Source organism: Streptomyces sp. NPDC050546 (assembly GCF_044457425.1).
In the GTDB taxonomy this organism is placed as follows: Bacteria; Actinomycetota; Actinomycetes; order Streptomycetales; family Streptomycetaceae; genus Streptomyces.
The window spans coordinates 227,876-249,943 of sequence record NZ_JBITGX010000003.1; the positions used below are offsets into that span (position 1 = coordinate 227,876).

At 71.7% G+C, this 22,068-nt stretch carries 22 protein-coding genes; 12 read left to right on the top strand and 10 right to left on the bottom strand.

Annotated elements, in window-relative coordinates; genetic code table 11:
• The first annotated feature begins 61 nt into the window (after nt 1–61).
• The gene (locus ACIBK5_RS09075; RefSeq protein ID WP_399017710.1) at nt 62–1,183 is read left to right on the top strand and encodes a methyltransferase; all 1,122 of its coding nucleotides are present in this window, start codon (nt 62–64) and stop codon (nt 1,181–1,183) included.
• Here the strand turns inward: ACIBK5_RS09075 and ACIBK5_RS09080 are convergent.
• The 5 genes from ACIBK5_RS09080 to ACIBK5_RS09100 form a co-directional block, all read right to left on the bottom strand.
• A complete protein-coding gene (locus ACIBK5_RS09080; RefSeq protein WP_399017712.1) occupies nt 1,180–1,800 on the bottom strand; it encodes a flavin reductase family protein in 621 nt (206 codons plus the stop codon). The genes ACIBK5_RS09075 and ACIBK5_RS09080 overlap by 4 nt on opposite strands.
• A 44-nt stretch (nt 1,801–1,844) precedes the next feature.
• On the bottom strand, nt 1,845–2,630 hold the full coding sequence (locus tag ACIBK5_RS09085; RefSeq protein ID WP_399017714.1) for an enoyl-CoA hydratase/isomerase family protein: 786 nt from the start codon (nt 2,628–2,630) through the stop codon (nt 1,845–1,847).
• Nucleotides 2,630–4,855, bottom strand: a complete 2,226-nt coding sequence (locus ACIBK5_RS09090) for an acetate--CoA ligase family protein (RefSeq protein ID WP_399017716.1) — start codon at nt 4,853–4,855, stop codon at nt 2,630–2,632. Before ACIBK5_RS09090 ends, ACIBK5_RS09085 begins: the two co-directional genes overlap by 1 nt.
• Before the next feature lie 142 nt (nt 4,856–4,997).
• The gene (locus ACIBK5_RS09095) at nt 4,998–6,182 is read right to left on the bottom strand and encodes a flavin-containing monooxygenase (RefSeq protein WP_399017718.1); all 1,185 of its coding nucleotides are present in this window, start codon (nt 6,180–6,182) and stop codon (nt 4,998–5,000) included.
• A 229-nt stretch (nt 6,183–6,411) separates the two neighbouring features.
• Nucleotides 6,412–7,956 carry a subtype B tannase gene (locus tag ACIBK5_RS09100; RefSeq protein WP_399017720.1) on the bottom strand — a complete coding sequence of 515 codons (1,545 nt, stop codon included), beginning with the start codon at nt 7,954–7,956 and terminating at the stop codon, nt 6,412–6,414.
• Between the two features lie 153 nt (nt 7,957–8,109).
• Here ACIBK5_RS09100 and ACIBK5_RS09105 point away from each other — a divergent pair, with 153 nt between their 5' ends.
• The 7 genes from ACIBK5_RS09105 to ACIBK5_RS09135 all read left to right on the top strand — a co-directional run bounded on the left by ACIBK5_RS09105 (nt 8,110) and on the right by ACIBK5_RS09135 (nt 14,401).
• On the top strand, nt 8,110–8,559 hold the full coding sequence (locus tag ACIBK5_RS09105) for a DoxX family protein (RefSeq protein WP_399017721.1): 450 nt from the start codon (nt 8,110–8,112) through the stop codon (nt 8,557–8,559).
• Complete coding sequence (locus ACIBK5_RS09110; RefSeq protein WP_399017723.1) at nt 8,559–9,029, top strand: Zn-ribbon domain-containing OB-fold protein; 471 nt, start codon at nt 8,559–8,561, stop codon at nt 9,027–9,029. The genes ACIBK5_RS09105 and ACIBK5_RS09110 overlap by 1 nt, the downstream gene beginning before the upstream one ends.
• Nucleotides 9,030–9,197: 168 nt before the next feature.
• Entirely contained in the window at nt 9,198–9,722 is a 525-nt protein-coding gene (locus ACIBK5_RS09115) for a PadR family transcriptional regulator (protein ID WP_399017725.1), read from the top strand.
• Nucleotides 9,719–10,411 (top strand): ABC transporter ATP-binding protein, encoded by a 693-nt coding sequence (locus ACIBK5_RS09120; protein ID WP_399017727.1) that lies wholly within the window; start codon nt 9,719–9,721, stop codon nt 10,409–10,411. Before ACIBK5_RS09115 ends, ACIBK5_RS09120 begins: the two co-directional genes overlap by 4 nt.
• Nucleotides 10,408–12,762 (top strand): ABC transporter permease, encoded by a 2,355-nt coding sequence (locus ACIBK5_RS09125; protein WP_399017729.1) that lies wholly within the window; start codon nt 10,408–10,410, stop codon nt 12,760–12,762. The genes ACIBK5_RS09120 and ACIBK5_RS09125 overlap by 4 nt, the downstream gene beginning before the upstream one ends.
• Before the next feature lie 126 nt (nt 12,763–12,888).
• Nucleotides 12,889–13,503 carry a GNAT family N-acetyltransferase gene (locus ACIBK5_RS09130; protein ID WP_399017731.1) on the top strand — a complete coding sequence of 205 codons (615 nt, stop codon included), beginning with the start codon at nt 12,889–12,891 and terminating at the stop codon, nt 13,501–13,503.
• 40 nt (nt 13,504–13,543) lie between these two features.
• Nucleotides 13,544–14,401, top strand: coding sequence for a GNAT family N-acetyltransferase (locus ACIBK5_RS09135; RefSeq protein WP_399017732.1), 858 nt, complete (start codon nt 13,544–13,546; stop codon nt 14,399–14,401).
• An 11-nt stretch (nt 14,402–14,412) separates the two neighbouring features.
• Here ACIBK5_RS09135 and ACIBK5_RS09140 read toward each other — a convergent pair whose 3' ends face one another.
• Nucleotides 14,413–15,513, bottom strand: coding sequence for a hypothetical protein (locus tag ACIBK5_RS09140; protein ID WP_399017734.1), 1,101 nt, complete (start codon nt 15,511–15,513; stop codon nt 14,413–14,415).
• A 33-nt stretch (nt 15,514–15,546) separates the two neighbouring features.
• Here ACIBK5_RS09140 and ACIBK5_RS09145 point away from each other — a divergent pair, with 33 nt between their 5' ends.
• Nucleotides 15,547–16,224, top strand: coding sequence for a hypothetical protein (locus ACIBK5_RS09145; RefSeq protein ID WP_399017736.1), 678 nt, complete (start codon nt 15,547–15,549; stop codon nt 16,222–16,224).
• 19 nt (nt 16,225–16,243) lie between these two features.
• Here the strand turns inward: ACIBK5_RS09145 and ACIBK5_RS09150 are convergent, their stop codons facing one another.
• From ACIBK5_RS09150 to ACIBK5_RS09160, 3 genes are all read right to left on the bottom strand, one after another.
• A complete protein-coding gene (locus ACIBK5_RS09150; RefSeq protein ID WP_399017738.1) occupies nt 16,244–16,915 on the bottom strand; it encodes a pyridoxal 5'-phosphate synthase in 672 nt (223 codons plus the stop codon).
• A 47-nt stretch (nt 16,916–16,962) separates the two neighbouring features.
• Complete coding sequence (locus ACIBK5_RS09155; RefSeq protein WP_399017740.1) at nt 16,963–17,388, bottom strand: pyridoxamine 5'-phosphate oxidase family protein; 426 nt, start codon at nt 17,386–17,388, stop codon at nt 16,963–16,965.
• Nucleotides 17,389–17,465: 77 nt separating this feature from the next.
• Nucleotides 17,466–18,635 carry a thiolase C-terminal domain-containing protein gene (locus tag ACIBK5_RS09160; RefSeq protein WP_399017741.1) on the bottom strand — a complete coding sequence of 390 codons (1,170 nt, stop codon included), beginning with the start codon at nt 18,633–18,635 and terminating at the stop codon, nt 17,466–17,468.
• 109 nt (nt 18,636–18,744) lie between these two features.
• Here ACIBK5_RS09160 and ACIBK5_RS09165 point away from each other — a divergent pair, with 109 nt between their 5' ends.
• Together ACIBK5_RS09165 and ACIBK5_RS09170 are read left to right on the top strand one after the other, a co-directional pair.
• Entirely contained in the window at nt 18,745–19,926 is a 1,182-nt protein-coding gene (locus tag ACIBK5_RS09165) for an acyl-CoA dehydrogenase family protein (protein WP_399017743.1), read from the top strand.
• On the top strand, nt 19,923–20,396 hold the full coding sequence (locus tag ACIBK5_RS09170) for a nitroreductase family deazaflavin-dependent oxidoreductase (protein WP_399017745.1): 474 nt from the start codon (nt 19,923–19,925) through the stop codon (nt 20,394–20,396). The genes ACIBK5_RS09165 and ACIBK5_RS09170 overlap by 4 nt, the downstream gene beginning before the upstream one ends.
• A 133-nt stretch (nt 20,397–20,529) precedes the next feature.
• Here the strand turns inward: ACIBK5_RS09170 and ACIBK5_RS09175 are convergent, their stop codons facing one another.
• The gene (locus ACIBK5_RS09175; protein ID WP_376390461.1) at nt 20,530–21,177 is read right to left on the bottom strand and encodes a TetR family transcriptional regulator; all 648 of its coding nucleotides are present in this window, start codon (nt 21,175–21,177) and stop codon (nt 20,530–20,532) included.
• Between the two features lie 122 nt (nt 21,178–21,299).
• On the opposite strand from ACIBK5_RS09175, the gene ACIBK5_RS09180 reads away from it, so the two are divergent.
• Nucleotides 21,300–22,025 carry a VOC family protein gene (locus ACIBK5_RS09180; protein ID WP_399017746.1) on the top strand — a complete coding sequence of 242 codons (726 nt, stop codon included), beginning with the start codon at nt 21,300–21,302 and terminating at the stop codon, nt 22,023–22,025.
• Nucleotides 22,026–22,068: the final 43 nt, after the last annotated feature.

A 22,068-nucleotide genomic window follows, 5' to 3' on the forward strand; every position in this document is an offset into this window, starting at 1 on the left:
GGAGACGTGGACGTCGTGACCCAGCGCGCTCGTTCACGCTCGAACCTCCGAGGAGTATGCCGTGTCCACGATCCACTGGACCGAGACTCAACCCCGTTCCGCCCGCTGGCATTCTGAGTCCGGGCTGCCCCTGCCCCGCCGGGTCGTCGTCGCCGACGACCGTATGCGGGCCGCCGTCGCCTACCGGCTGGCCTGCGAGGGAACCGCGTTGCTGTGGCGCGGGGACTTTCACCAGGCGCGGCAGTTGCTGCGTGCCCTGGACCGTCGTGTCGGGCGTACCGCGCCCAGTGGGGTCGGCACCCCGGCCGAGGTGTTTCACCTTCAGCGCCGGTTCCGCGCCCACCGCGCCCGTGTGCTCGGCAAGGTGCTCGTCCTGCTGGAGCAGGATCACGTCCTGGCGCTGCGCCGGGCGCCTGATGTGCGCCGGGCTTGCGACGAGGCGTACGGGCCGTCCGAAGGGCCTGTCGTCGTCGCCCTCACGGAGCTCTTGGGGGTGATCAGCGCCCGGCAGTGGCGGGAGAAGGGCGTCCATGTCCCGGCGCTGGGGGCACGGGTGCACCCGCATTACGGGGTGTTCGCGCCGACCAGGAGCGAGTACGTCGATCTCGTCGCGCGGGCTCCGCTGCCGCGTGGCGGTGACGTACGTGTCGCCTTCGACCTGGGCACCGGCACCGGTGTGCTCGCGGCCGTGCTGGCGCGGCGGGGTGTCGGGCGGGTCGTGGCGAGCGACGTCAGTGCGCGGGCGCGGGCGTGTGCGCGGGACAATGTGGGGCGGCTGGGGCTCTCGGGGGTGGTCCGGGTGGTGACCGGGCCCGAGCTGTATCCCCCGGGGCGCGCCGACCTGGTCGTGTGCAACCCGCCCTGGATTCCCGGCCGTCCCGCCTCCGACCTCGACCTCGGTGTCTACGACGCGGGCGGCGGCATGCTCCACGGTTTCCTGAGCGGGCTCGCCGGGCGGCTGGAACCCGGTGGTGAGGGCTGGCTCGTGTTGTCCGACCTCGCCGAGCGGCTCGGGCTGCGCAGCAGGGAGCAGTTGATGACCGCCGTGGAAGGGGCCGGACTGCGGGTGGTCGGCCGGTTGGACGCCCGACCGCGTCATGCCCGTGCGCGGGACGCGGACGATCCGCTGCACGCCGTACGGGCCGCCGAGGTCACGTCACTGTGGCGGCTGGCTGTCGGCTAGCCCTCCGTCAGCCGCGCGAAGCGCCCTCGGTGGAACAGCAGCGGTCCGGCCGGATCGTCCGTGCCCGTGCCGAGGGCGTTCACCCGGCCGACCACGATCAGGTGGTCGCCGCCGGTGTGGACGGCGTGGATCGCGCAGTCGATCCAGGCGACCGCGCCGGAGAGGCGGGGTGAGCCGGAGACGGGAGCCGCGTCGTACGCCACGCCCGTGAACTTGTCCGCGCCGCTCACCGCGAAGGAGCGGCACAACTCGCCCTGCCCGGCCGCCAGGACGTTGACGCAGAAGACGCCCGCGCGGGCGATCCGGGGCCACGTCGTGGATGTGCGGCCGACCATGAAGGCGACGAGCGGCGGGTCTAGGGAGAGGGAGCTGAAGGACTGGCAGGCGAAGCCCGCGGGGGCGGTGTCGGGGGTGGCCGGGGGTGCCGTCACGATCGTCACTCCCGTCGCGAAGCGGCCCATGACGTTCCGGAACTCGCCCTGGTCCAGGGGAGCGCGCTCGTCGTCGCCCACGCAGCGCAACTCCGGGCGCGGCAGCGCATCCACGGGCCCCGGGGCCGGGGCGCGGGGCGACCTGAGGTAGCGGACGGCGGCTTCCGCCATTCCTGCTTGTCCCATCACACCTACGATTGAAGCTGACGGTGTATCAGATTGGAAGCCTTTCAGCGGCCCCTGTACACCGCGTTCCGCCGCTCCACGAAGCTCCGTACCCCCTCCTGCGCGTCCGCCGTCGTCATGTTGATCTCCTGCGCCGCGGCCTCGGCGGCGAAGGCGGTCGCACGGTCGGTGTCCAGGGAGGCGTTCACGAGCTGCTTGGTCAGGGCGAGGGCACGGGTCGGGCCGGTGGCGAGGCGTTCGGCCCACGCCCGGGCCGTCTTCTCCAGCTCCTCGTCCGGAACGACCCGGTTGACCAGGCCCAACTCCTCCGCCTCCGTCGCCGTGAGCGCGTCGCCGAAGAACATCAGCTCCTTCGCATGCCGCGGGCCGACCAGGCGGGGGAGCAGATACGCGCCGCCGCCGTCGGGGACCAGCCCTCGCCGTACGAACACCTCGATGAACCTGGCCGACTCGGCGGCCAGGACGAGATCGCAGGCGAGCGCCAGATGGGCTCCGAGACCGGCCGCCGTGCCGTTGACCGCCGCGATCACCGGCTTCTCGCAGTCGAGGACGGCGGCGATCAGGCGCTGCGCGCCGGTGCGGAGGGTGCGGGCGACGTCTCCGGCGCTACGTTCGCCGGTCGTGGCGGCGCCCCGGAGATCCGCGCCCGCGCAGAAGCCCCGGCCCGTTCCCGTGATGACGACCGCCCGGATGTCGGTCGTCGCGGACGCCGCAGACAGGAGCTCGACGACCTCGTCCCGCTGCTCCGGTGTGAGGGCGTTGAGCGTCTCGGGCCGGTTCAGGGTGATGGAGAGGACCTGGCCGGCCGTCGTGTGCAGCACGGTCGGCATCAGCGGCACACCGCCAGCGCGTCCAGCGCCACCGCGCCCTGCCCCTGCTCCAGCACCATCAGCGGATTGATGTCCAACTCCGCCAGCTGGTGTCCCAGTTCCAGTGCCATGCGCTGTACTCGCAGCACGACCTCGACCAGGGCGTCCAGGTCGGCCGGCGGGCGGCCTCGGACTCCGTCGAGCAGGGCCCGGCCGCGCAGGCCGGTGAGCATGTCCCGCGCCTGCTCCTCACCGAAGGGCGGTACGGCTACGGCGGTGTCGCGCAGGACCTCGACCAGCACTCCGCCGAGCCCCACGGTCACCGTCGGGCCGAAGAGGTCGTCGTGCGTGACACCGACGACCATCTCGACGCCCTGCTCGACCATCTGGCAGACCAGTACGCCGTCCAGGGAGACATCCTCGTAGCGGGCGATGTCGGTCAGCTCCCGGTAGGCGTCGCGGACCTGGCTCGCCGAGGTCAGGCCGATCTTCACCAGGCCCAGTTCCGTCTTGTGGGCGATCCGGGCGCCCGAGGCCTTCATCACCACCGGATAGCCCACCAGCCCGGCGGCCCGGACCGCTGCCGCCGCGCTGGTCACCAGTTGCTCGCGTGGAACGCGGATGCCGTACGCCCGCAGCAGTTGCTTCGCGGCGTGCTCGCTGAGTTGCTCGCCGGGGTGCATGAGCGCCTGGGCCTTGCGGCAGGACGGGGAAGGGGTGCGCGGGGCCTCGTCGAAGGGGGAGCGGTAGGCGGTCGTGAAGCGGTGGTGGGTGAGGTAGGCGCGGACGGCGGTGAGGCAGTTGCCGACCGTGCGGAAGGTGGCCACGCGGGAGGAGCCGAGGAGGACCTCGCGGTAGGCCGGTTCCGTGCCGACCGGCGATCCCCATACGACGCACACCAGCTTGTCCGTCTGCTCGGCCGCGTCGACCAGGTCCCGTACGAGCCGGTCGCTCAGGGGCGGGAAGGGGCCGGTGATCGGGCAGATCAGCACGCCGACCTCGGGGTCGGCGAGGATCGCGTCGATGATCTTCCGGCCGCGTGCGTCCCCGACCGGATGCCCGCCGTTGTCGACGGGGTTGGCGACGCTCAGGTACCCGGGTATCCACTGGTGCAGCTCGGCCTGTCTGGCCTCGGACAGCACCGGCAGTCGCAGGCCCGCCTCGGTCGCCAGGTCGGCGACGTGCGCGCCCGTGCCGCCCGAGATGGAGTAGACGACGACGCCGTCCGCGCGGGGCGGCCGGGCCCGGGCCAGCAGGGCCGCGGTGTCCTGGAGTTCGTCGAGGCCGTCGACACGGATCACGCCGTACTGGCGCAGTGCCGCGTCCACCACCGTGTCCGCGCCGGTCAGTTTGCCGGTGTGGGAGGCGGCCGTGCGGGCGCCGGTCTCGGTGCGGCCCACCTTGACGGCGACGACCGGGACTCCGCGCCGGGCGGCCCGGTCGGCGGCGAGGAGGAAGGAGCGGCCGTCCTTCAGCCCTTCCAGATAGCAGGCGATGGCGCCGATCCCGGGCTGCTCGGCGAAGTAGGAGAGGAAGTCCGCGGTCTCCAGGTCGGCCTCGTTCCCGGTGGGCGCCCAGTGGGAGAGGCGGATGCCGAGTTCCTGGAGGGCGAAGACGGGGCGGCCCTGGTGGCCGGACTGGGTGATCAGGGCGATCGCGGGGCCGTCGAGGTCGTCGCGGAAGTGCTCGAAGGCGTTGAGGTTGGTGTTGGGGCCCAGCAGCCGCAGCCCGGAGCATTCGACCGCGGCGGCCAGGCGCTGCTGGGCGGCCTCGCCCTCGGGGCCGGTCTCCGCGAACCCGGAGGCGAAGACGACCGCGAACCGCGCCTTGGCCTCGGCCAGTTCCTCGAGCACGGGGAGGGGGTCGCCGACGAGCACGACCGCCAGGTCGACCTGCTCGGGCAGGTCGGCGACGGAGGGCGAGCAGGGGAGGCCGAAGACGGACGGCCTGCTCGGATGCACGGGGTACAGCCGGGCGCCGACCCGGTCGGCCCAGTCGGCCAGTTGCCGTGTGATCCCGGTGTTCGGGCGCCCCTCGGCGTCCGAGGCGCCGATCACGGCGACGGACCGGGGCCGGAAGAAGTGGTCGAGATCGGGTACGTCGGCGTGCAGCGGGCGCCCGCTGACATCGAAGTCGCCCTCCTGGGCCGGCCTGCCGTGCACGGCAGGACCCGGTCGCTCGCCACAGGCGATGGCCCGGGCCCGGCGGGAGTCGGTGGTGAGGGTGCCGTGGGTCGATCCAAGCATCGTTTCCGCCCGCTCCCTGTGAGACAGCCGCTAACTGACGCTCTGTCAGATTACTGAATCGATGCGACGTCAGGAATGGCCGTGCAGGCAAAGCCGTCGAGCGGGGGCGCCAGGAGGCGGGTCGGCCGGGACCGAATGCCGCCTACACCGAACTGTTCCGCGCGATGGCCTTCGCGATGCTCGCCGCGTCGAGGGCCAGTTCGCGCAGATTGCCGCTGATCGGGTTGGTGAAGCCGGTGAAGTACAGGCCGGGGGCCGTCCTCGGGCTGCGGGCGCCGTGCACGACCGGCTTGCCGCCGGCGTCGAGCACATCGAGGTGGCCGACCAGGTCCTCCAGGGCACGGACGTAACCCGTGGCGGCGATCACGGCGTCCGGCTCGACGAAGGTGCCGTCGGCGAGGGCGACCTTCCCGCCGCCCTCGAAGGACTCCACGGCGGCCACGATCTCGACTCTGCCCTTGCGCACGGCGTCGATCAGGCCCACGTCCTGCACCGGGATCGCGCCCTGCTTCACCCGGGTGTACAGGCCGGTGTCGGGGCGGGGTAGTCCGTGGGCCGACAGGTCGGGGATCGCCACCTTCGCCTGCGCCCGGGAGATCCGGTCGACGAGGCCGACCGGCAGATGGCGTACCAGGACACCGCTGTACTGGGCGGCCCAGCCGGCGGTCGAACGGCGCACGATGTGCGGGACGGTGCGCACGGCCAGCCGGACCCGGGAGGCGCCGCTCTCCACCAGGTCCACGGCGATCTCGGCGCCGGTGTTCCCGATGCCGACGACGAGGACGTCCCGGCCGGCGTAGGGCTCGCCGTTGCGGTACTCCCCGGCGTGCAGGAACTCGCCGGTGAAGGCCTCGCGGCCGGGCCAGTCCGGCAGCCGTGGGGTGTGGTTGTAGCCGGTCGCGACGACCACCGCCGAGCCGGTCAGCTCCCGGCCGCCGGTGGCGTGCAGCAGCCAGCCCGTGCCGTCGGGCGCGCGCTCGATCCGGGACACCTCGACGCCGGTGACGATCTCCAGGCGGTGGTGCTCGGCGTACTTCTCCAGGTACCGCACCACGTTGTCCCGGGACACCCACCGCCCGAACCGGCGCGGCATCGGCAGTCCGGGCAGGGCCGACAGGCGGCGGGTGGTGTGCAGGTGCAGCCGGTCGTAGTGGCGGCGCCAGGACGCCCCGACGCGGTCGGACTTCTCCAGGACGACGGCCCGTATGCCCCGGGCGCGCAGCGCGTACGCGGCGGCGAGTCCGCCGGGGCCGCCGCCGATGACGTAGACGGGGCGGTCCGGTGTGGGGTGCGCGGAGGAGTGTGGGGAGGGCGTGGAGTCGGCCATGAGCGGGAGCGTAATCCCGAGCCCGCTTGATGGGTCTCGGTCAAGACCGGAATTGGTTGCGGATTGATCACGGCTGTAGGAGGAGAGGGTGGGGCTCGTGGCGTAGGGCGCCCGGTTGTGGTGAGCCGGTGATCACTCCTGACCGGTGATCACTCCTGACATGTGGCCGGTGGGCACGGCCTCCGGTGACAGACGGGAAGGCCGGAGGCCGTGCCGGTCGGGAGGCGGCCTACTTGCCGCGCTGGTAGCCGGTCACCTTGGCGATCCACCTGAGGAAGTCGCCGGGGTCGGTGTTCGCCCCGTGCCCCTCGTCCCAGTAGTAGAGGTGGCTGACGTCGTCGCCCAGCGCGGCCGCGGCGGCGGCGAGGTTCGCGGAGACCGTGTGCGAGGTGTCGGTGTCCTTGGTGCCGAGGCGGATCCACCAGTGCCTGCTGCGGTGGCTGTTGGGCTTCCCGGTCAGAAACGGCATCGGGTTCATCAGCCGCAGCTTCGCGGGGATGTCGCCGTCGAGCCGTGTGCCGGCGTCGCCGGTGGTGTCGTGCTTCAGGCCGTACGCGGTGAAGTGGCGGGTCCCGGTCGTGCCCGTGCCGAAGAGGTTGTTCTCGCCGGTGGACAGGTCGAAGGCGTCGAAGGACGGGGCGGTCTTCTTGCGGGCGCCGACGTGGGTGAGGAAGTCGGCCCAGCTGAAGCGTGCCGTGCCGTTCTTCCAGGTGATGAAGGTGTGGCCGGCCAGGTAGGCGGCGCGGTCGGTGTCCGACAGGGCCTTGAGGCAGGCGGTGGCCGAGGGTTCCATGTACCGCTTGAGCAGGTACGTGTCGTAGTTGCGGGCGGTGAGCGCGCCGAAGCCGCCGAGGCCGCGCAGCTTCAACGAGGCCTGGTACTCGGCGAACTGCGAGACCAGTTCCCTCGACACCGTCGGGTCGACGGCCTTGCCGGTGCCCTGGACGGCGTTGGTGCCCCAGTTCCACTCGTAGGCGCCGTCGGCGTGCTCCAGGTCGGTGATCGGGCACCAGGCGCCGGTGGCGAAGACGGCGTCGGAGGCGTCGGCCGCGCCGAGTTCCCTCAGGTACTTCTCGTACAGGGGGCTGTCGCCGGAGGCGCCGAGCAGCGAGGACAGGGCGCCGCCCGCGCTGGTGCCGGAGGAGACGATCCGGTCGGTGTCGCCCGGGATACGGCCCTGGTTGGCGCGGACGTACCGGACGGCGGCCTTCAGGTCGACGATGGCGGCCGGGGCGGTGCCGTAGTACTCGCCCGCCGAGTTCTTCAGGGTCCGGCCGCGGGCGCCCGGCTCGACCACGACATACCCGGCGGCCAGCGCCAGCTTCGGCAGACTGACCATCTTGCCCCCGCCTCCGGGAGGCATGCCGGTCCCTCCTCCGCCGCCCACGCCGGTGGCGTCCGCGACGGACGAGGGCATGTAGCCGCCGACGGAGTTGGCGAAGAGGACGGGCGCGCCGCTCGCGTCCACGGGCTTGCCGTCGATCTTCACGGGCGCGCTGACGTTCAGGCTCTGGTACTTCTCGTCGACCGGCGCGGCGACATAGGTGACGGCCTTCCAGAAGCGGTAGACGACCTCGTGGTCGTCACCGTTCGCGTCGGTGATCGTGGTCGTCTGCTCCGTGTAGCCGTCCTTGTCGAAGACCAGGCCCCTGGAGGCGGACCCCGACCCGCTCGACGCCTGTGCGTTCAGGGCGATACCGCCGACAGCGGCGGCACCGGCCGTCGCCCCGATCCCCCATATGACGCTCCTGCGCCTGACTGCCCTGTGCTTCACGTTGACGCCCTCCGTGGACTCGATCCGGGCTTGCCTCAGCGAACGTAGCCAGTCGCTGACAAAATTGCCAACAATTCTGTCGGACTCATTGTGAACGCATAGCTTCACCGTGAGGTCTTGCGGATCCAGGAATCTGACGTACCGTCAGATCGCATGGACACGATCTGGCTCGGCGGAGCGGAGTGGCTGGCCGTACTGCGGATCGGGCTCGGGCTGTGGTGGCTGGAGAGCTGGCGGCACAAGGACCGCGGGGCCTGGTTCGAGCGGGGCACCGGCATCAAGTGGGCGGCCGGGATAGCGGCCGAGCACCGCTGGAGCGCCGTCCGTTCGGGATTCGGCGCGGTCGTCGCACCCCACCCGCGGGTGATGGCGTACGTCGTCGTCTACGCGGAACTCGCCCTGGGTCTGGGCCTGATCGCCGGCTTCCTCACCCCGATCGCCCTGGCCGGCGGGTTCCTCCTCAACTCCCTCTACCTCACGCTCATGATCCACGACGTCGCCGAGCAGGGGCAGAACTCGATGATGGCGCTGATGTCCGTGGTCGGGCTGTTCGGGATGTCCTGGCAGACGTGGTCGCTGGACAGTGCGCTGGGGCTGTTCTGATGACCGGGCGTTTCGACCTGCCCGAACCCGACGCCTTCACCCGGACGTACTGGGACGCGGCCGCCGAGGGCCGGCTGCTCATCCGCCGCTGCCATGCCTGCGGACGGGCCCACCACTACCCGCGCGAGTTCTGTCCCCGCTGCTGGAGCGAGGACGTCACCTGGGAGGTCGCGAGCGGCCGGGCCACCCTCTACACCTGGTCCGTCGTCCACCGCAACGACCTGCCGCCCTTCGCGGAACGCACGCCGTACGTCGCCGCCGTGGTCGATCTGGCCGAGGGGCCGCGGATGATGACGGAGGTGGTGGGGGAGCGGGGGCAGCCCGGGAGGGAACTGTCCGGGATGCAACTGTCTGGGAGGGGACTGCCCGGGAGGCAGCTGTCCGGGAGGCAGCTGTCCGTCGGGGCGGACCTGGAAGTGGCCTTCCGGGAAGGAGTCCCGGTGTTCCGGATCGTGCCCGGTGCCCGTTGAGGGTCTGTTCTTGCCGCGGCGCCGGCGTCCGCCCCTTCTCCGAACTGTGACGATCGGGACTGCCGGCTCCCTCACCTGCACTCCCGTACACCCCGCCACGGCCCGCGCACTCCGTGTATGCATGGCGTGTATACACGTTGCGTATACACAGTGTGTAGAGTGCTCGGCATGTCCATCGGTCACACTCTCCTGGGACTCCTGGAGTCCGGCCCGCGGCACGGTTACGACCTGAAGCGGGCCTTCGACGAGAAGTTCGGTCACGACCGGCCGCTCCACTACGGCCAGGTCTACTCGACGATGTCCCGCCTGCTGAAGAACGGGCTCGTCGAGGTCGACGGCATCGAGGCGGGCGACGGGCCCGAGCGCAAGCGGTACGCGATCACCGAGGCCGGCATCACCGACGTCGAGCGCTGGCTCGCGACCCCGGAGAAGCCGGAGCCGTACCTCCAGTCGGCCCTCTACACCAAGGTCGTCCTCGCGCTGCTCACCCACCGCGACGCCGCCGACATCCTCGACACCCAGCGCTCGGAGCATCTGCGCAGCATGCGGATCCTCACCGACCGCAAACGCAAGGGCGACCTGGCCGACCAGCTCGTCTGCGACCACGCCCTGTTCCACCTGGAGGCCGACCTGCGCTGGCTGGAACTGACCGCCGCCCGACTCGACAGACTCCGTGAGGCTCTGACCCGATGACGACTCTTCCCCCTGATTCCCTGCTCGCCGCCCGGGACCTGCGCAAGGCGTACGGCCCGACCACCGCTCTCGACGGCGCCGAGTTCTCCATCCACCCCGGCGAGGTCGTCGCCATCATGGGCCCCTCCGGGTCCGGCAAGTCCACGCTGCTGCACTGCCTCGCCGGGATCGTGCCGCCCGACTCCGGGTCGATCACCTACAACGGGCGTGAACTGACGAAGATGAGCGATGCCCAGCGCAGCGCGCTGCGCCGCTCCGAGTTCGGGTTCGTGTTCCAGTTCGGTCAGTTGGTGCCCGAGCTGACCTGTGTGGAGAACGTCGCCCTGCCGCTGCGGCTGAACGGCTCCTCCCGCAAGGACGCCGAGCGGACCGCACTGGCGTGGATGGAGCGCCTGGAGGTCGACGACCTCAAGGCCAAGCGTCCCGGAGAGGTCTCCGGCGGTCAGGGGCAGCGGGTCGCCGTGGCCCGCGCGCTGGTCACCGGACCGCGCCTGCTGTTCGCCGACGAACCCACCGGCGCGCTCGACTCCTTCAACGGCGAACGCGTGATGGAACTGCTGACCGAAGCGGCCCGCTCGACCAACGCCGCCGTCGTCCTCGTCACCCACGAGACCCGCGTGGCCGCCTACTCCGACCGCGAGATCGTCGTCCGCGACGGCAGGTCCCGCGCCATGGAGCGCGCCGTATGAGTCCTCGACAGTGGGCCGCGGACCTGGCCATGGGGGCACGCTTCGCCGTCACCGGCGGACGCGAGGGCTGGGTCCGGATGACGCTCACCGCCGTCGGCGTCGGCCTCGGCGTGGCACTGCTCCTGCTGTGCACCGCCCTGCCCAACGTGTTCGCCGCCCGCGGCAAGGTGGAGGACGCCCGCTACGACTACAGCTACTCCGACAAGGCACCGCCGAAGGCCGACAACACCGTCCTGATCGCCGGCACCGACACCACCTGGCACGACGACGACATCCGCGGCCGGCTCGTCGAGCCCGAGGGCGAGCGGGCACCGCTGCCCCCAGGGGTCGAAAGCTTCCCGGGCAAGGGCGAGATGGTGGTCTCCCCGGCGCTCAAGGACCTGCTCGCCTCGGACGACGCCAAGCTGCTGCGTGAGCGGCTGCCCTACAAGATCACCGGCACGATCGGCGAGAGCGGACTCATCGGCTCCCACGAACTCGCCTACTACGCGGGCGCCTCGGGGCTGAAACTCACGGAGCTCTCCCCCGTGCACCGGCTGACCGGATACGGCAGACCGGACGCGGACGTGGCACCCGAGAAGACCGACCCGGTGCTGCTGCTCATGATCCTGGTCGTGTTCGTGGTGCTGCTGACCCCGGTCGCCGTGTTCATCGCCGCCGCCGTCCGCTTCGGCGGCGAGCGCCGGGACCGCCGGCTGGCCGCGCTGCGCCTGGTCGGCTCGGACAGCCACATGACCCGGCGGATCGCGGCGGGCGAAGCACTCGCCGGAGCCCTGCTCGGCCTGGTCGTCGGCACCGGCTTCTTCCTCCTCGGCCGTCAGACGCTGGGCTCCACCGAGGTGCTGGGCCTGAGCGTCTGGCCCAGCTACCTCGATCCCTCCCCCGCGCTCGCCGCTCTGGTCGCGGTGGCGGTCCCGGTCGCCGCCGTACTCGTCACCCTGCTCGCGATGCGCGGCGTGGTGGTGGAACCGCTCGGCGTCGTGCGCGCGACCACACAGCGCCGCCGCCGGCTGTGGTGGCGGCTGCTGCCGCCGCTGGCCGGCCTCGCGATGCTCTACCCGATGATCGGCAAGGGCCGCGAGAACGGCGCCTTCAACCAGTACTACGTCATCGGCGGCGTGCTGCTGCTGCTGATCGGCATCACCGCGCTGCTCCCCTGGGCCGTGGAGGCGGTCGTCGTCCGCCTCGGCAAGGGCGCGCTGTCCTGGCAGCTCGCGGTACGAAGGCTCCAGCTGAGCAGCGGAACCGCCGCACGCATGGTCAACGGCATCGCCGTCGCCGTGGCCGGAGCCATCGCCCTGCAGATGCTGTTCACGGGAACGCAGAGCCAGTACACCAAGGCCACCGGCCAGGACCCCGGCCGGGTCGGGATACAGGTCGAGTTCAGCGACCGCGAGCCCCTGTCGGGTGTCGAGCGCGAGTTCACCGGCACCAAGGGGGTACGGGCCGCGGTGTCCCTGGCCAACCTGGAGTACGGGCAGACGCGTCTCGATCCGGAGCACAGCGGCGGCCTGACCGTGGGCAACTGCACCGCCCTGCGCGAACTCGCCACGCTTCCCTCCTGCGAGGACGGCGACGTGTTCGTCACGCGGACGAGGAACCACTACGAAGACCCCAGCAACGCCGCCGAGATCGCGGTGGTGAAGCCCGGCCGGAAGCTCTACCTCGACCCGTCGTACGGCGACTCGACCGAACGCGGTATGGAGGCGCCCTGGACCGTTCCGGCGAACGTGCGGGTGGTGGACGCGCGCAAGGACTCACTGGTGGAGACCAACAGCCTGCTGGTCACCCCCGCGGCCCTGCCCGCCGAGGCCGCGCCCGCGCTGGTCTCGGAGGGGGTCTACCTGCGTCTGGACCCGTCGGTGCCGGACTCACGGGAGTACGTACGCAACGTCGCCGCCCGGATCGACCCCCTGACCAGCACCTACACCTGGGTGGCGACCCAGGAGGACGCCAAGTACGCCTCCATTCGCACCGGCCTGTTCGTCGGCTCCGCCTTTGTGCTGGCACTCATCGGCGCGAGTCTGCTGGTCTCCCAGCTGGAGCAACTGCGCGAGCGCAGGAAGCTGCTCTCCGCGCTGGTCGCCTTCGGCACCCGGCGCCGCACACTGAGCCTGTCGGTGCTGTGGCAGACGGCCCTCCCGGTCGGTCTCGGCCTGGTACTGGCCACGACGGTGGGTGTCACCCTCGGCTCGGTGCTGCTGAAGATGACCGATACACCGGTGGCCATGGACTGGGAGAGCGTCCTGACCATGACCGGCGTGGGCGCGGCCGTGGTCGGCGTGGTCACGCTGCTCAGCCTGCCGCCCCTGCTGCGGATGATGCGCCCGGAAGGCCTGCGCACGGAATAGCGCACGGAATAGCGCACGGAATAGCCCCTCACCCGTCCGCGAAGTGGGCTCCTCCAGCCAGGAGGAGCCCACTTCGGCATCACAAAGGGAGGTGACCCCTCCTTCCCCACGGGCTTGAATGGCCCCATGGCCCCCATACGCGACCCGTTCTCGACCGCTCTGCCCGAACTCCGCGGCCACGGCCTCCGTCTTCGCCCCTGGGACGCCACGTCCGGCGCCGACGTCGAGACATGGCTGCGCGGCATGCGGGATCCGGAGTTCCGGCGCTGGAACACCCCGCTGCGGCTGGTCACGGACCGGACGAGCGCGCGGGAGTCGCTGCTCGCGCGGGCGCAGAGTGCCGTGGAGGGCACGTCGGTGTCGTTCCGGGTCGCGGACGCGCGCAGCGATACACCCCTGGGGCACATCGGCGTCAACGAGATCAAGTACCACCTGAAGGTCGCCCGCGTCGGCTACTGGGTGCTCCCCGAGGCCCGCGGCCAAGGCGTCGCCACCCGGTCCCTGCTGCTCGCCACCCGCTGGGCCTTCGCCGAACTCGGCCTGCACCGGCTGGAGCTGGACCACGCGGTCGGTCACGACGTGTCGTGCCGGATAGCCGAGAGATGCGGTTTCCCGTACGAGGGAACCCTGCGCGGGGCGATCTTCGAGGAGGACCGGCACGACGCGTTCCGCGACGCCCATCTGCACGCGCGGCTGGCGACGGACCCGGAACCGGAGGCGGGAGTGGACACCCGGGCGTAATTCGGAGGTGCCGGCGGGGGCGCGGGCGGCACCATGGGGCATGCGTACCGACGACTGGCACCTCACCCAGGACCTCGACGACTTCCTCGCCCGCGCGGAACCCTTCCTCCGCTCCCAACCTGCCTTGCACACCGTCCCGTTGAACGTCACGGAGACGCTGCGCACCCGTGGACGGCACGTCTACGGCGAGGGGGTGCCGGAGTTCGGCGTACTGGAGCGGGAGGGGGCCGTCCGGGCGTCGTTCTTCCGCACTCCGCCCCACTGGCTGAACCTCACCGCCCTCACCCCCGAGGAAGCCGACACCCTCGCGGCGCGCCTGGCCGCTCTCGGGCAGCGACTGCCCGGTGTGAACGCCGACCGCGACACCGCCGCCGCCTTCACCGAGGCCTGGCAGCGGCACACGGGCGCCACGGCCACGCTCCGTCAGCGCCAGCGGCTCTACCGCCTCGGCACCCTGACCGTGCCCGACCCCGCACCGCCCGGCGTTCCCCGGACCGCCGTCGAGGCGGACCGTGCCCTGCTCGTCCGCTGGCACGCGGAGTTCAGCGCCGCGATCGGCATGGGCACCATCAGCGACGCGGACGAGTGGGTGGATGCCCGCCTCGAACAGGGCGGCATCACCCTCTGGGAGGCCCCGGACGGCACGCCCGTCGCCATGGCCGGCAGGACCCCTCCGGTCGCCGGCCAGACCCGCGTCGCCCCGGTCTACACCCCGCCCCACCTCCGCGGCCGCGGCTACGCGGGCGCCGCCACGGCCGAGACCAGCCGCACCGCCCTCGCCTCCGGCGCCCAGGAGGTCCTGCTCTTCACCGACCTGGCGAACCCGACCAGCAACGGGCTGTACCAGCGGATCGGGTACCGGGCGGTCGCGGACTTCGCGGTGTACGACTTCGGATAGCGCCACGGGTCTCACCAGAACGTGAACGTCAGCTTGAACCAGGCGACGCCCTCCCGGTCGGTGTTCTCGGCGTCCAGCGTCTCGGTCGCCAGTGCGGCGAAAGCCCGCTCCTGGAGTCCGAGGTACGCCCGTACGATCGCGCACTCCGGGGCGTCGCCCCCGAGCACGCGCTCGGCGGTGGCCTCGTCGAGCCTGCCCAGGTTCCAGAGGAGCTCGACGATCGGGGCGGCCCGCTCGCCTCCGCGCTCGGTGACGAAACCGCCCACGAAGCTCTTGGCGATGTCCTTCGCGAACGGGTTGAGGTTCGCCATCCACTCTCTGCGCAGCCACAGTTCCGCACGGGTCACCCGCTCACGCGCGTCCAGGTCGAGCACGAGGTCCACGTGTTCCTGAAAGCCACCGGTCTTGAGGCGCACCTTCGTTCCGTCCGCCTCGGTCGTACGGCCGTCCGCCGTCTCCCGCACGTGGAAGAAGTCGAAGAAGTCGCCGCCCCGCAGATCCGCGTACGGCACGAGGGTGGGCTCCCCGGAGAGGTCGCCCCACTCCGAGGGCCACAGGAAGGCCGCGAAGACGACTTTGGCGAGATCGGCCCTGGAGATGACCCAGCCGTTCCCGTGCTCCACCGCGTTCACCCCCGCGGCGTTGTGCTCGCGGCACAGCAGGGAGCGGCCCGGCCAGGGATCGTGGAAGAGGACTGAATCGACGTCGGCGGCCAGCAGGTTGATGCAGTGTCCGGAGCGGCCGTCGTACACCTGAACGGCGGTCCCCCCGGCGTCCCCCGTGATGAGGGCCTGGGCCAGGAGGTCGACCAGGGCGGCCGGAGGGAAGACGATCACGCGCTCGATCGCGGCGGTCGGGACCTCGGGTCGCCCTGCCGCGAGAAGGCAGATGGGACGCATGCCGGACAGCAGACCGTAAGTGCGCCAGGTCTGTTCCAGCGTGGCGCCCCGGTGCGGGTCGCCGTAGAGTTCCCGCCCCTCCGGGGTGCCGGTCAGTTGCGCGAACGCCGCTTCCAGGATCTCGACACCCAGCGAACGGGGCACGGCGCGGGCACGTGCCTCGTCCGGCTCTTGTCGGCCCGGTCCGGCGCCGGAGAACAGAATTTCTTCCATCTAAATACGTTACTCAGCACATAACATGAAAGTGTGTCAGATCCGACGGTTCCCATCGCCCGCATTCAGCAGTACACCGTGGAGCGGTGCCCCCACTGCGCCGAGCGGCACCGGTTCGCACTGGGCTTCGGCCGACGTGCCGTTCTCACCTTCGGAGGCGCCGCGGCCGGCGCCGGCCTGACCTGCCCGACGACGGGTGGGCCCATCGTCGTCGAGCTGGAACTCCGCGAGAACGAGACCTACTTGGGCCCCGTCGACCCTTCGGCGGGCGCCACCGTGACCGTCGCGCTTCCCGAGCCCGCGGCCGCGGGGGAAGCGGTGGCACCGGACGGCGGCGGTGAACGTGCCGAATGGCAGAAGGCGTCACGTACGACGGCACTCGACTTCTGCCGGACCATGCTGGCCACCAGCAGTGGCGCCATCCCCGTCTATACGGCGGTGCTCAACTACGTGGGAATCAAGGGGATCTCGGGTTCCTTCGCCGGGCGGCTGAGCGTGCTGCCCATGATCCTCTTTCTGCTCGCCGGCGTGGCGTTCATCCTGGCACTGGTGCCCACCCTCGCCACCGTGAGCGACGAGAGGGGCTTCCGCGAGTTCCGCGACCGGCGGCTGCGTCTCCTCGACCGGTACATCTGGACGGGCGTCACGCTGTTCGTGGCGGCCATGGCGTTCTCCGTCTACTTCCTGTTCTCCGCCCTGGGCACGGTCTGACGGAGACCCCGGCAGCCCCTCAAGGCCACAGCAGCTCCCGCGCCCACCCGTCCTTCTCCTCCGCACGCCGGTAGCGCAGGCGTACGTGTCGTCGCTGTTCGTCGCCCTGGAAGAACTCCACCTCCTCCGGCCGCAGCCGGTACAGGGTCCAGGACGGTACGGGAGCCTCCGGCTCGCCGCGGGCCCGTTCCCAGGCCGCTTCGGATGCCCGGGCCAGGTCCTCCACCGAGTCCAGGAGCTCGCTCTGGCGGCCGGTCAGCGCGGCTGCCAGGGCGCCTGTCGAGCGGGCGTGCAGGTCGCCCTGGGCGTCGGCGGACGGGGCGGCCGTCACCGGGCCGCGGACCCGGACCTGGCGGCCCAGCACCGGCCAGTAGAAGCCGAGCGCGGCGTACGGGCGGGCGGCGAGGTGCCGGCCCTTGCGGCTGCCGGCGTGGGACGCGAAGGACCAGCCGGTCTCGTCCGCGCCGTGCAGCATGACGATCCGTACGTCGGGCAGGCCTGACTCGTCCGAGGTCGCCAGGGACATGGTGTGCGGCTCGCTCTGCCCGGCTGCCACCGCCGCCGCGAACCACTCGGTGAAGAGCGGCAGCGGGGTCGCGGGGGCGGCGGCCGGGTCGAAGGGCGGCAGGTGTGTGGACTGCGGGTCCCAGACGCGAAGTGACCTCAGCAGCTCGTGAAGATCGGGTGCCATGGGCCGATTGTCACCCGGGGGTGCTTGTGGGTGCTTGTGGGTGCTTGTCAAACCTGTCCCAGGTCCGACGACACCCACCGCTCGGGCCGCATCCGCAGCACCAGCTGTTCTCCGTGGTTCTTCCAGGCGAAGTCGACATAGCCGTCGACCTTGTCCGCCGGGAGGTAGCGGGCCGAGAGCTCTCGGAGTCCGTCGAGGGTCGCGGGGGCCGTGTCGACGACCGGGCCCTCGACCGACACGTAGCGGATCGTGGGTTCGAGCCGGTCCACCATCAGCGAGAACCGGCCCGCCGCGCTGATCAGCTCGTTCTTGCGGGAGTCCTGGCCGGTCATGATCCAGATGTCGCCGCCGGGCTCGTACTGGTACCAGATCGGCACCGTGAGCGGGGCGCGGCCCGCGCCCGCGTCGACCGCGAGTGCGGCGATATGCGGCTCGGACAGGAACTGTTCGCGCTCTTCGCGGGTCAGGGCCATTGCGGGTCTCCTCCAGCGGCTCGCTCAGATCCTTATGACGAACCCAACACCGGCTTCGGCGCCCGTGTTCCCTGCCCTCACCCCGCCCCCAGCACCACCGTCCCCGACGAGCAGAACCAGCCCCCCGTCCCCGACGCCACCGTCAGCCGCGGCAGGGAGCCGTCGCCGCGTCGCACCTGCCGGTCTCCGCACTCGCCCCGTAGCTGGCGCACCGCCTCCACCAGCAGGAACAGACCCCGCATCCCGGGGTGCTGGGCCGACAGACCGCCCCCGTCGGTGTTCACCGGCAGCTCGCCGCCCTCGACCCGCAGCCGGCCCTTCTCCACGAACGCCCCGCCCTCGCCCTTGGCGCAGAACCCGAGGTCCTCCAGCGTCACCAGGGTCATATAGGTGAACGCGTCGTAGATCTCGGCGAAGTCGATCTCCGAGGGCCGGACGCCCGCCCGTTCGAAGGCCAGCCGTCCGCTCACCGCCGCCGGCGACACCGTGAAGTCCGGCCACTCGGACATCGCCGAGTGCGACACGGACTCCCCGCTCCCCAGCACCCACACCGGCGGCCTGCGGCAGTCCCGTACGTACTCCTCCGCCGCCAGCAGCACCGCCGCCCCGCCGTCCGAACGGAGACAGCAGTGCAGCTTGGTGAAGGGGTCCGCGATCATCGGGCCGGAGGCGATCTCGTCCGGCGTGATCGGCGTGCGGAACATCGCCTCCGGGTTCAGGGCCGCGTTGGCCCGGGCCTGGACCGCGACCTCCGCGAGCTGCTCGATCGTCGTGCCGTACTCGATCATGTGGCGGCGGGCCGCCATGGCGTACTTGGCGATCAGGGTGTGGCCGTAGGGGGCCTCGAACTGGAGGGGGCCGCGGGTGCCGAAGGACAGCGTCCCGGTGCGGCGGCCCGCCTTCACGTCCGCGCGGGCCGTCGAGCCGTAGGCGAGCAGCACCACACGCGCGTGCCCGGCCGCGATCGCGTCCGCCGCGTGGGCCGCCATGACCTCCCAGGTGGAGCCGCCGACGGAGGTGGAGTCGACCCAGGTGGGGCGCAGCCCCAGGTACTCGGCGACCTCGACGGGGGCCAGCGTGCCCAGGCCCGCCGAGGCGAAGCCGTCGACCAGCGACCGGTCCAGGCCCGCGTCGGCCAGGGCGCGGCGGGCCGCCTGGGCGTGCAGGGCGTACGGGGTCGCGTCGTCCACGCGGCCGCAGTCCGAGAGGGCCACGCCGACGACGGCCACTTTCCTCCAGGCCACCATGAATCTGACGGTACATCAGATATCCCGTGCGGGGGAGCGCCGGAACTCTGGGCATCCCCACCCCGGCGGCCTAATATGACGCACCGTCAGATGCGGAGGTGGTTCCCTCATGGACGCCCGCTTCACCCCCGAACAGGACGAGATCCGCCGCACCCTGCGCGAACTCCTCCACAAGAGGTGCGGCCCCGTGGAACTGCGGGCCGCCCTCGACACCCCGGACGGACACGACCCGGCCCTGTGGACCGCCCTCGCCGGCCGGCTCGGCCTCCCCGGGCTGGCCCTCCCCGAGGCCTACGGCGGTGTCGGCTGCTCGGTCACCGAGCTGGCCCTGGCCTGCGAGGAGACGGGCCGGGCCCTCGCCCCCTCACCCCTGCTCGCCACGGCCGTCCTCACGGCCCCGCTGCTCCTCGCCCTCGGCACCGACGCCCAGCGGGCCGACCTCCTCCCGCGCATCGCCTCCGGCGCCCTCACCGCCGCCCTGGCCGTACCGGGACCCGCCCTCACCACCGCCCTCGCACTCACCGGGGACGACCGGCACGGGGCGTGGGCCGGCGGCGGACGGGCCGGGGGAGTGCAGGCCCGGTGGACGGACGGCGGCTGGCGGCTGTACGGGGAGGCCGGGCAGGTCCTCGACGGGCACAGCGCGGGACTGCTCCTGGTCGCCGCGCACACCGGGGGGTTCGCCCGTTCCCGCGTCCTGCTCTTCCTCGTGCGGGCGGACGCCGCCGGGCTCACCCGCACACGGCTGACCGCGCTGGACGCGACCCGTCCGCAAGCACGAATTCAACTGCGCGATGTGGAAGCCCAGTTGCTGGGGCGCGACGGCGGTGACGTCCTCGCCGCCCTCGCCCGGCTCGGCGACACCGCCGCCGTCTGTCTCGCCGCAGAGGCCGTGGGGGCCGCCGGCCGGGTGCTGGAGCGGACCGTGGAGTACGTGGGGCGGCGCGAGCAGTTCGGTCGGCCGGTCGGCTCCTTCCAGGCGGTCAAGCACCGGCTGGCCGACGCGTACGTCCAGGTGCAGGCGGCCCGCTCGGCCGCGTACTACGCGGCCTGCGCCGCCACCCACGAGGAGACCGTCGGCGGCCTCGCCCTCGCCCAGGCGCTCGAAGCCCTGCGCGGGGCCGCCGCCGAGGGGATCCAGCTGCACGGCGGCATCGGATTCACCTGGGAGCACGACACACAGCTGTACTTCAAGCGCGCCGCGGGGGACGAGCTGCTGTTCGGGCCGGTGCACCGGCTGCGGGCGCGGGCCGCCGACGCGGCGCATGTCTTCGAGGAGGCCGGCCGATGAGGGGCGTGCGGTTCGTGCAGAAGGTGTCCTCCACCCCGGGGTTCGCGCGGGTGGCACCCCATGTGTTCCCGGCCCTGGACCGGGCCGTGCACCGGCTCACCCGGGGAAAGGTGCTGCTCAGCGCGCAGCTGCTGCCGGGCGTGGTGCTGACCTCCACCGGGGCGCGCAGCGGGCTGGCTCGCCGGACGCCGCTGGCCTGCATGCCGGAGGGCGACGGTGAGCGCGGCTGGGTCCTGGTCGGGTCCAACTTCGGGCGCTCGGGGCACCCCGCCTGGAGTCACAATCTGCTGGCCCATCCGGGAGCCGAGATCAGCTGGAAGGGCCAGGACATCCCGGTCACGGCCCGGCTGCTGGAGGGGGAGGAGCGGGCGGCGGCGTGGAAGGCGGTGCTGGAGTTCTGGCCGCCGTACGCCGCGTACCAGGCGCGGGTGGCGCGGGAGATACGGCTCTTCAGAATCGTACGGAGGTAGACATCACACAGGGGGCGCGAAAGCGTGACAGGCGGCGCGCGGAAAGCGCGACAGGCGGCGGTCCACCCGGGTGGACCGCCGCCTGCCAGACAGGACTTGGGAAGGGAAAAGGGCCGGACGCGCGCCGGGGCGGCTACTTCGTCGGCTTTCTGCCGGTGACGCCCAGGTGCACCAACAGCGCGAGGTTCGGCTTCAGTTCGGCCTGCTTCACGCCCCAGGAGGTGAAGCCCTTCTGGTGCGAGGCCACGGCCGCGAGCATCGCGACCAGCGAGCCCGCGACGGCCGCCGGGTTCACGTCCTTGTCGACCCTGCCCTTGGCCTGGAGCTCGGCGACGGCGTCCGCGAGGGAGTTGTTCACCGAGTTGAGGATCTTCATACGGAGTTTGTAGAAGCGCTTGTCGCCCTCGGCGGCGCCGAGATCGACGACCCGGAGGATGGCGTCGTTCTTGCGCCAGAACTCCAGGAACCCGTCGACGAGTTCCTGGGCCGTCTGCCAGCCGGCCTTGCCGGCCCAGGAGCGGCCCTGGAGGAGCTCGGTCAACGCGGCGCCCTCGGTCGCCATTTGCTCGGCGATCTCCAGGACGGCGCCCTCGACGTCCGGGAAGTACTGGTAGAAGGTCGCGGGCGAAGTTCCCGCCTTCCGGGCGACATCGATGACTTTGACATCCCGGTACGGGGAGGAGCTGAGCATCTCGCTGAGGCAGTCGAGCAGCTTCTGCCGGGTCGCCTGCCCACGCCGGCCGGCCACACGGCCGTCGACGGTACGCACTTGTCCTGTCATGACGTCAGCTTACCGAGGCGGGATCGAGGCGCGATTCGGCCGACTGCAAATGGGGTGTGAGGGAGCGCGGAGGCTGGTGTGCCTGGTCTGCGGGCCGCGGCCGTCGCGGTTACGTTGGCCGCATGGCCGAAAACAGGGCATCGGTGTACGCAGAGGGCGTCCCCTGCTGGGTGGACGCGCAGCTTCGCGACGTCGAGGCGGGCAAGCGGTTCTACGGTGAACTTTTCGGGTGGACCTTCGAGGACGAGTGGTTCGGCTCCTTCACCGAGGCGCTGAAGGACGGCGAACCCGTGGCCGCCCTGGTCCGCAAGGTGGACGGCCGGCTGCCCACCGTCTGGACCGTGTACTTCGCGACCCCGGACGCCGTGGCGCTGGTGAGGCGCATCCGGTCGGCTGGCGGGCAGGTCGTCTCGGCGCCGGTACCGGCCGGTGACCTGGGCGTCACCGCCCTGGTCACCGACCCGGAGGGGGCCGTCTTCGCCCTGTGGCAGCCGGACGAGCACCTCGGCTTCGGTGCGCGGCACGAGCCGGGCACCTTCGCCTGGGCCGAGCTGTACGCGCGGGACACCGAGGCGGCCAACGACTTCTACGGCGATCTCTTCCAGGAGGCCCTGTTCGGGCCGGACGCCGAGCCCGACTTCGGCCGCGCCCCCGTCTCCGACCGTTTCCCGGCCGAGATGCCGCCCCATTTCCTGGTCCACTTCGCCGTCGAGGACGTACCGGCCGCGCTGGAGGACGTCACCCGGCTCGGCGGCCGCGTCCAGGTCCCGCCGTTCGAGACCTCGTACGGCACGGTGGCCGTCGTCACGGACGATCAGGGGGCCTCCTTCGCTCTGCTGCGCCGCTGACCAGGCGGTGGCGTAGGCCCTATGGTCATCTTTTGCCCCTGTG

What these genes read in the sequence shown, in the direction of transcription:
- ACIBK5_RS09080 (WP_399017712.1), bottom strand. Translation starts at nt 1,800, where the DNA reads ATGGGACAAGCAGGAATGGCGGAAGCCGCCGTCCGCTACCTCAGGTCG.
- ACIBK5_RS09085 (WP_399017714.1), bottom strand. Translation starts at nt 2,630, where the DNA reads ATGCCGACCGTGCTGCACACGACGGCCGGCCAGGTCCTCTCCATCACC.
- ACIBK5_RS09090 (WP_399017716.1), bottom strand. Translation starts at nt 4,855, where the DNA reads ATGCTTGGATCGACCCACGGCACCCTCACCACCGACTCCCGCCGGGCC.
- ACIBK5_RS09095 (WP_399017718.1), bottom strand. Translation starts at nt 6,182, where the DNA reads ATGGCCGACTCCACGCCCTCCCCACACTCCTCCGCGCACCCCACACCG.
- ACIBK5_RS09105 (WP_399017721.1), top strand. Translation starts at nt 8,110, where the DNA reads ATGGACACGATCTGGCTCGGCGGAGCGGAGTGGCTGGCCGTACTGCGG.
- ACIBK5_RS09110 (WP_399017723.1), top strand. Translation starts at nt 8,559, where the DNA reads ATGACCGGGCGTTTCGACCTGCCCGAACCCGACGCCTTCACCCGGACG.
- ACIBK5_RS09115 (WP_399017725.1), top strand. Translation starts at nt 9,198, where the DNA reads ATGTCCATCGGTCACACTCTCCTGGGACTCCTGGAGTCCGGCCCGCGG.
- ACIBK5_RS09120 (WP_399017727.1), top strand. Translation starts at nt 9,719, where the DNA reads ATGACGACTCTTCCCCCTGATTCCCTGCTCGCCGCCCGGGACCTGCGC.
- ACIBK5_RS09125 (WP_399017729.1), top strand. Translation starts at nt 10,408, where the DNA reads ATGAGTCCTCGACAGTGGGCCGCGGACCTGGCCATGGGGGCACGCTTC.
- ACIBK5_RS09130 (WP_399017731.1), top strand. Translation starts at nt 12,889, where the DNA reads ATGGCCCCCATACGCGACCCGTTCTCGACCGCTCTGCCCGAACTCCGC.
- ACIBK5_RS09135 (WP_399017732.1), top strand. Translation starts at nt 13,544, where the DNA reads ATGCGTACCGACGACTGGCACCTCACCCAGGACCTCGACGACTTCCTC.
- ACIBK5_RS09140 (WP_399017734.1), bottom strand. Translation starts at nt 15,513, where the DNA reads ATGGAAGAAATTCTGTTCTCCGGCGCCGGACCGGGCCGACAAGAGCCG.
- ACIBK5_RS09150 (WP_399017738.1), bottom strand. Translation starts at nt 16,915, where the DNA reads ATGGCACCCGATCTTCACGAGCTGCTGAGGTCACTTCGCGTCTGGGAC.
- ACIBK5_RS09155 (WP_399017740.1), bottom strand. Translation starts at nt 17,388, where the DNA reads ATGGCCCTGACCCGCGAAGAGCGCGAACAGTTCCTGTCCGAGCCGCAT.
- ACIBK5_RS09160 (WP_399017741.1), bottom strand. Translation starts at nt 18,635, where the DNA reads ATGGTGGCCTGGAGGAAAGTGGCCGTCGTCGGCGTGGCCCTCTCGGAC.
- ACIBK5_RS09165 (WP_399017743.1), top strand. Translation starts at nt 18,745, where the DNA reads ATGGACGCCCGCTTCACCCCCGAACAGGACGAGATCCGCCGCACCCTG.
- ACIBK5_RS09170 (WP_399017745.1), top strand. Translation starts at nt 19,923, where the DNA reads ATGAGGGGCGTGCGGTTCGTGCAGAAGGTGTCCTCCACCCCGGGGTTC.
- ACIBK5_RS09175 (WP_376390461.1), bottom strand. Translation starts at nt 21,177, where the DNA reads ATGACAGGACAAGTGCGTACCGTCGACGGCCGTGTGGCCGGCCGGCGT.
- ACIBK5_RS09180 (WP_399017746.1), top strand. Translation starts at nt 21,300, where the DNA reads ATGGCCGAAAACAGGGCATCGGTGTACGCAGAGGGCGTCCCCTGCTGG.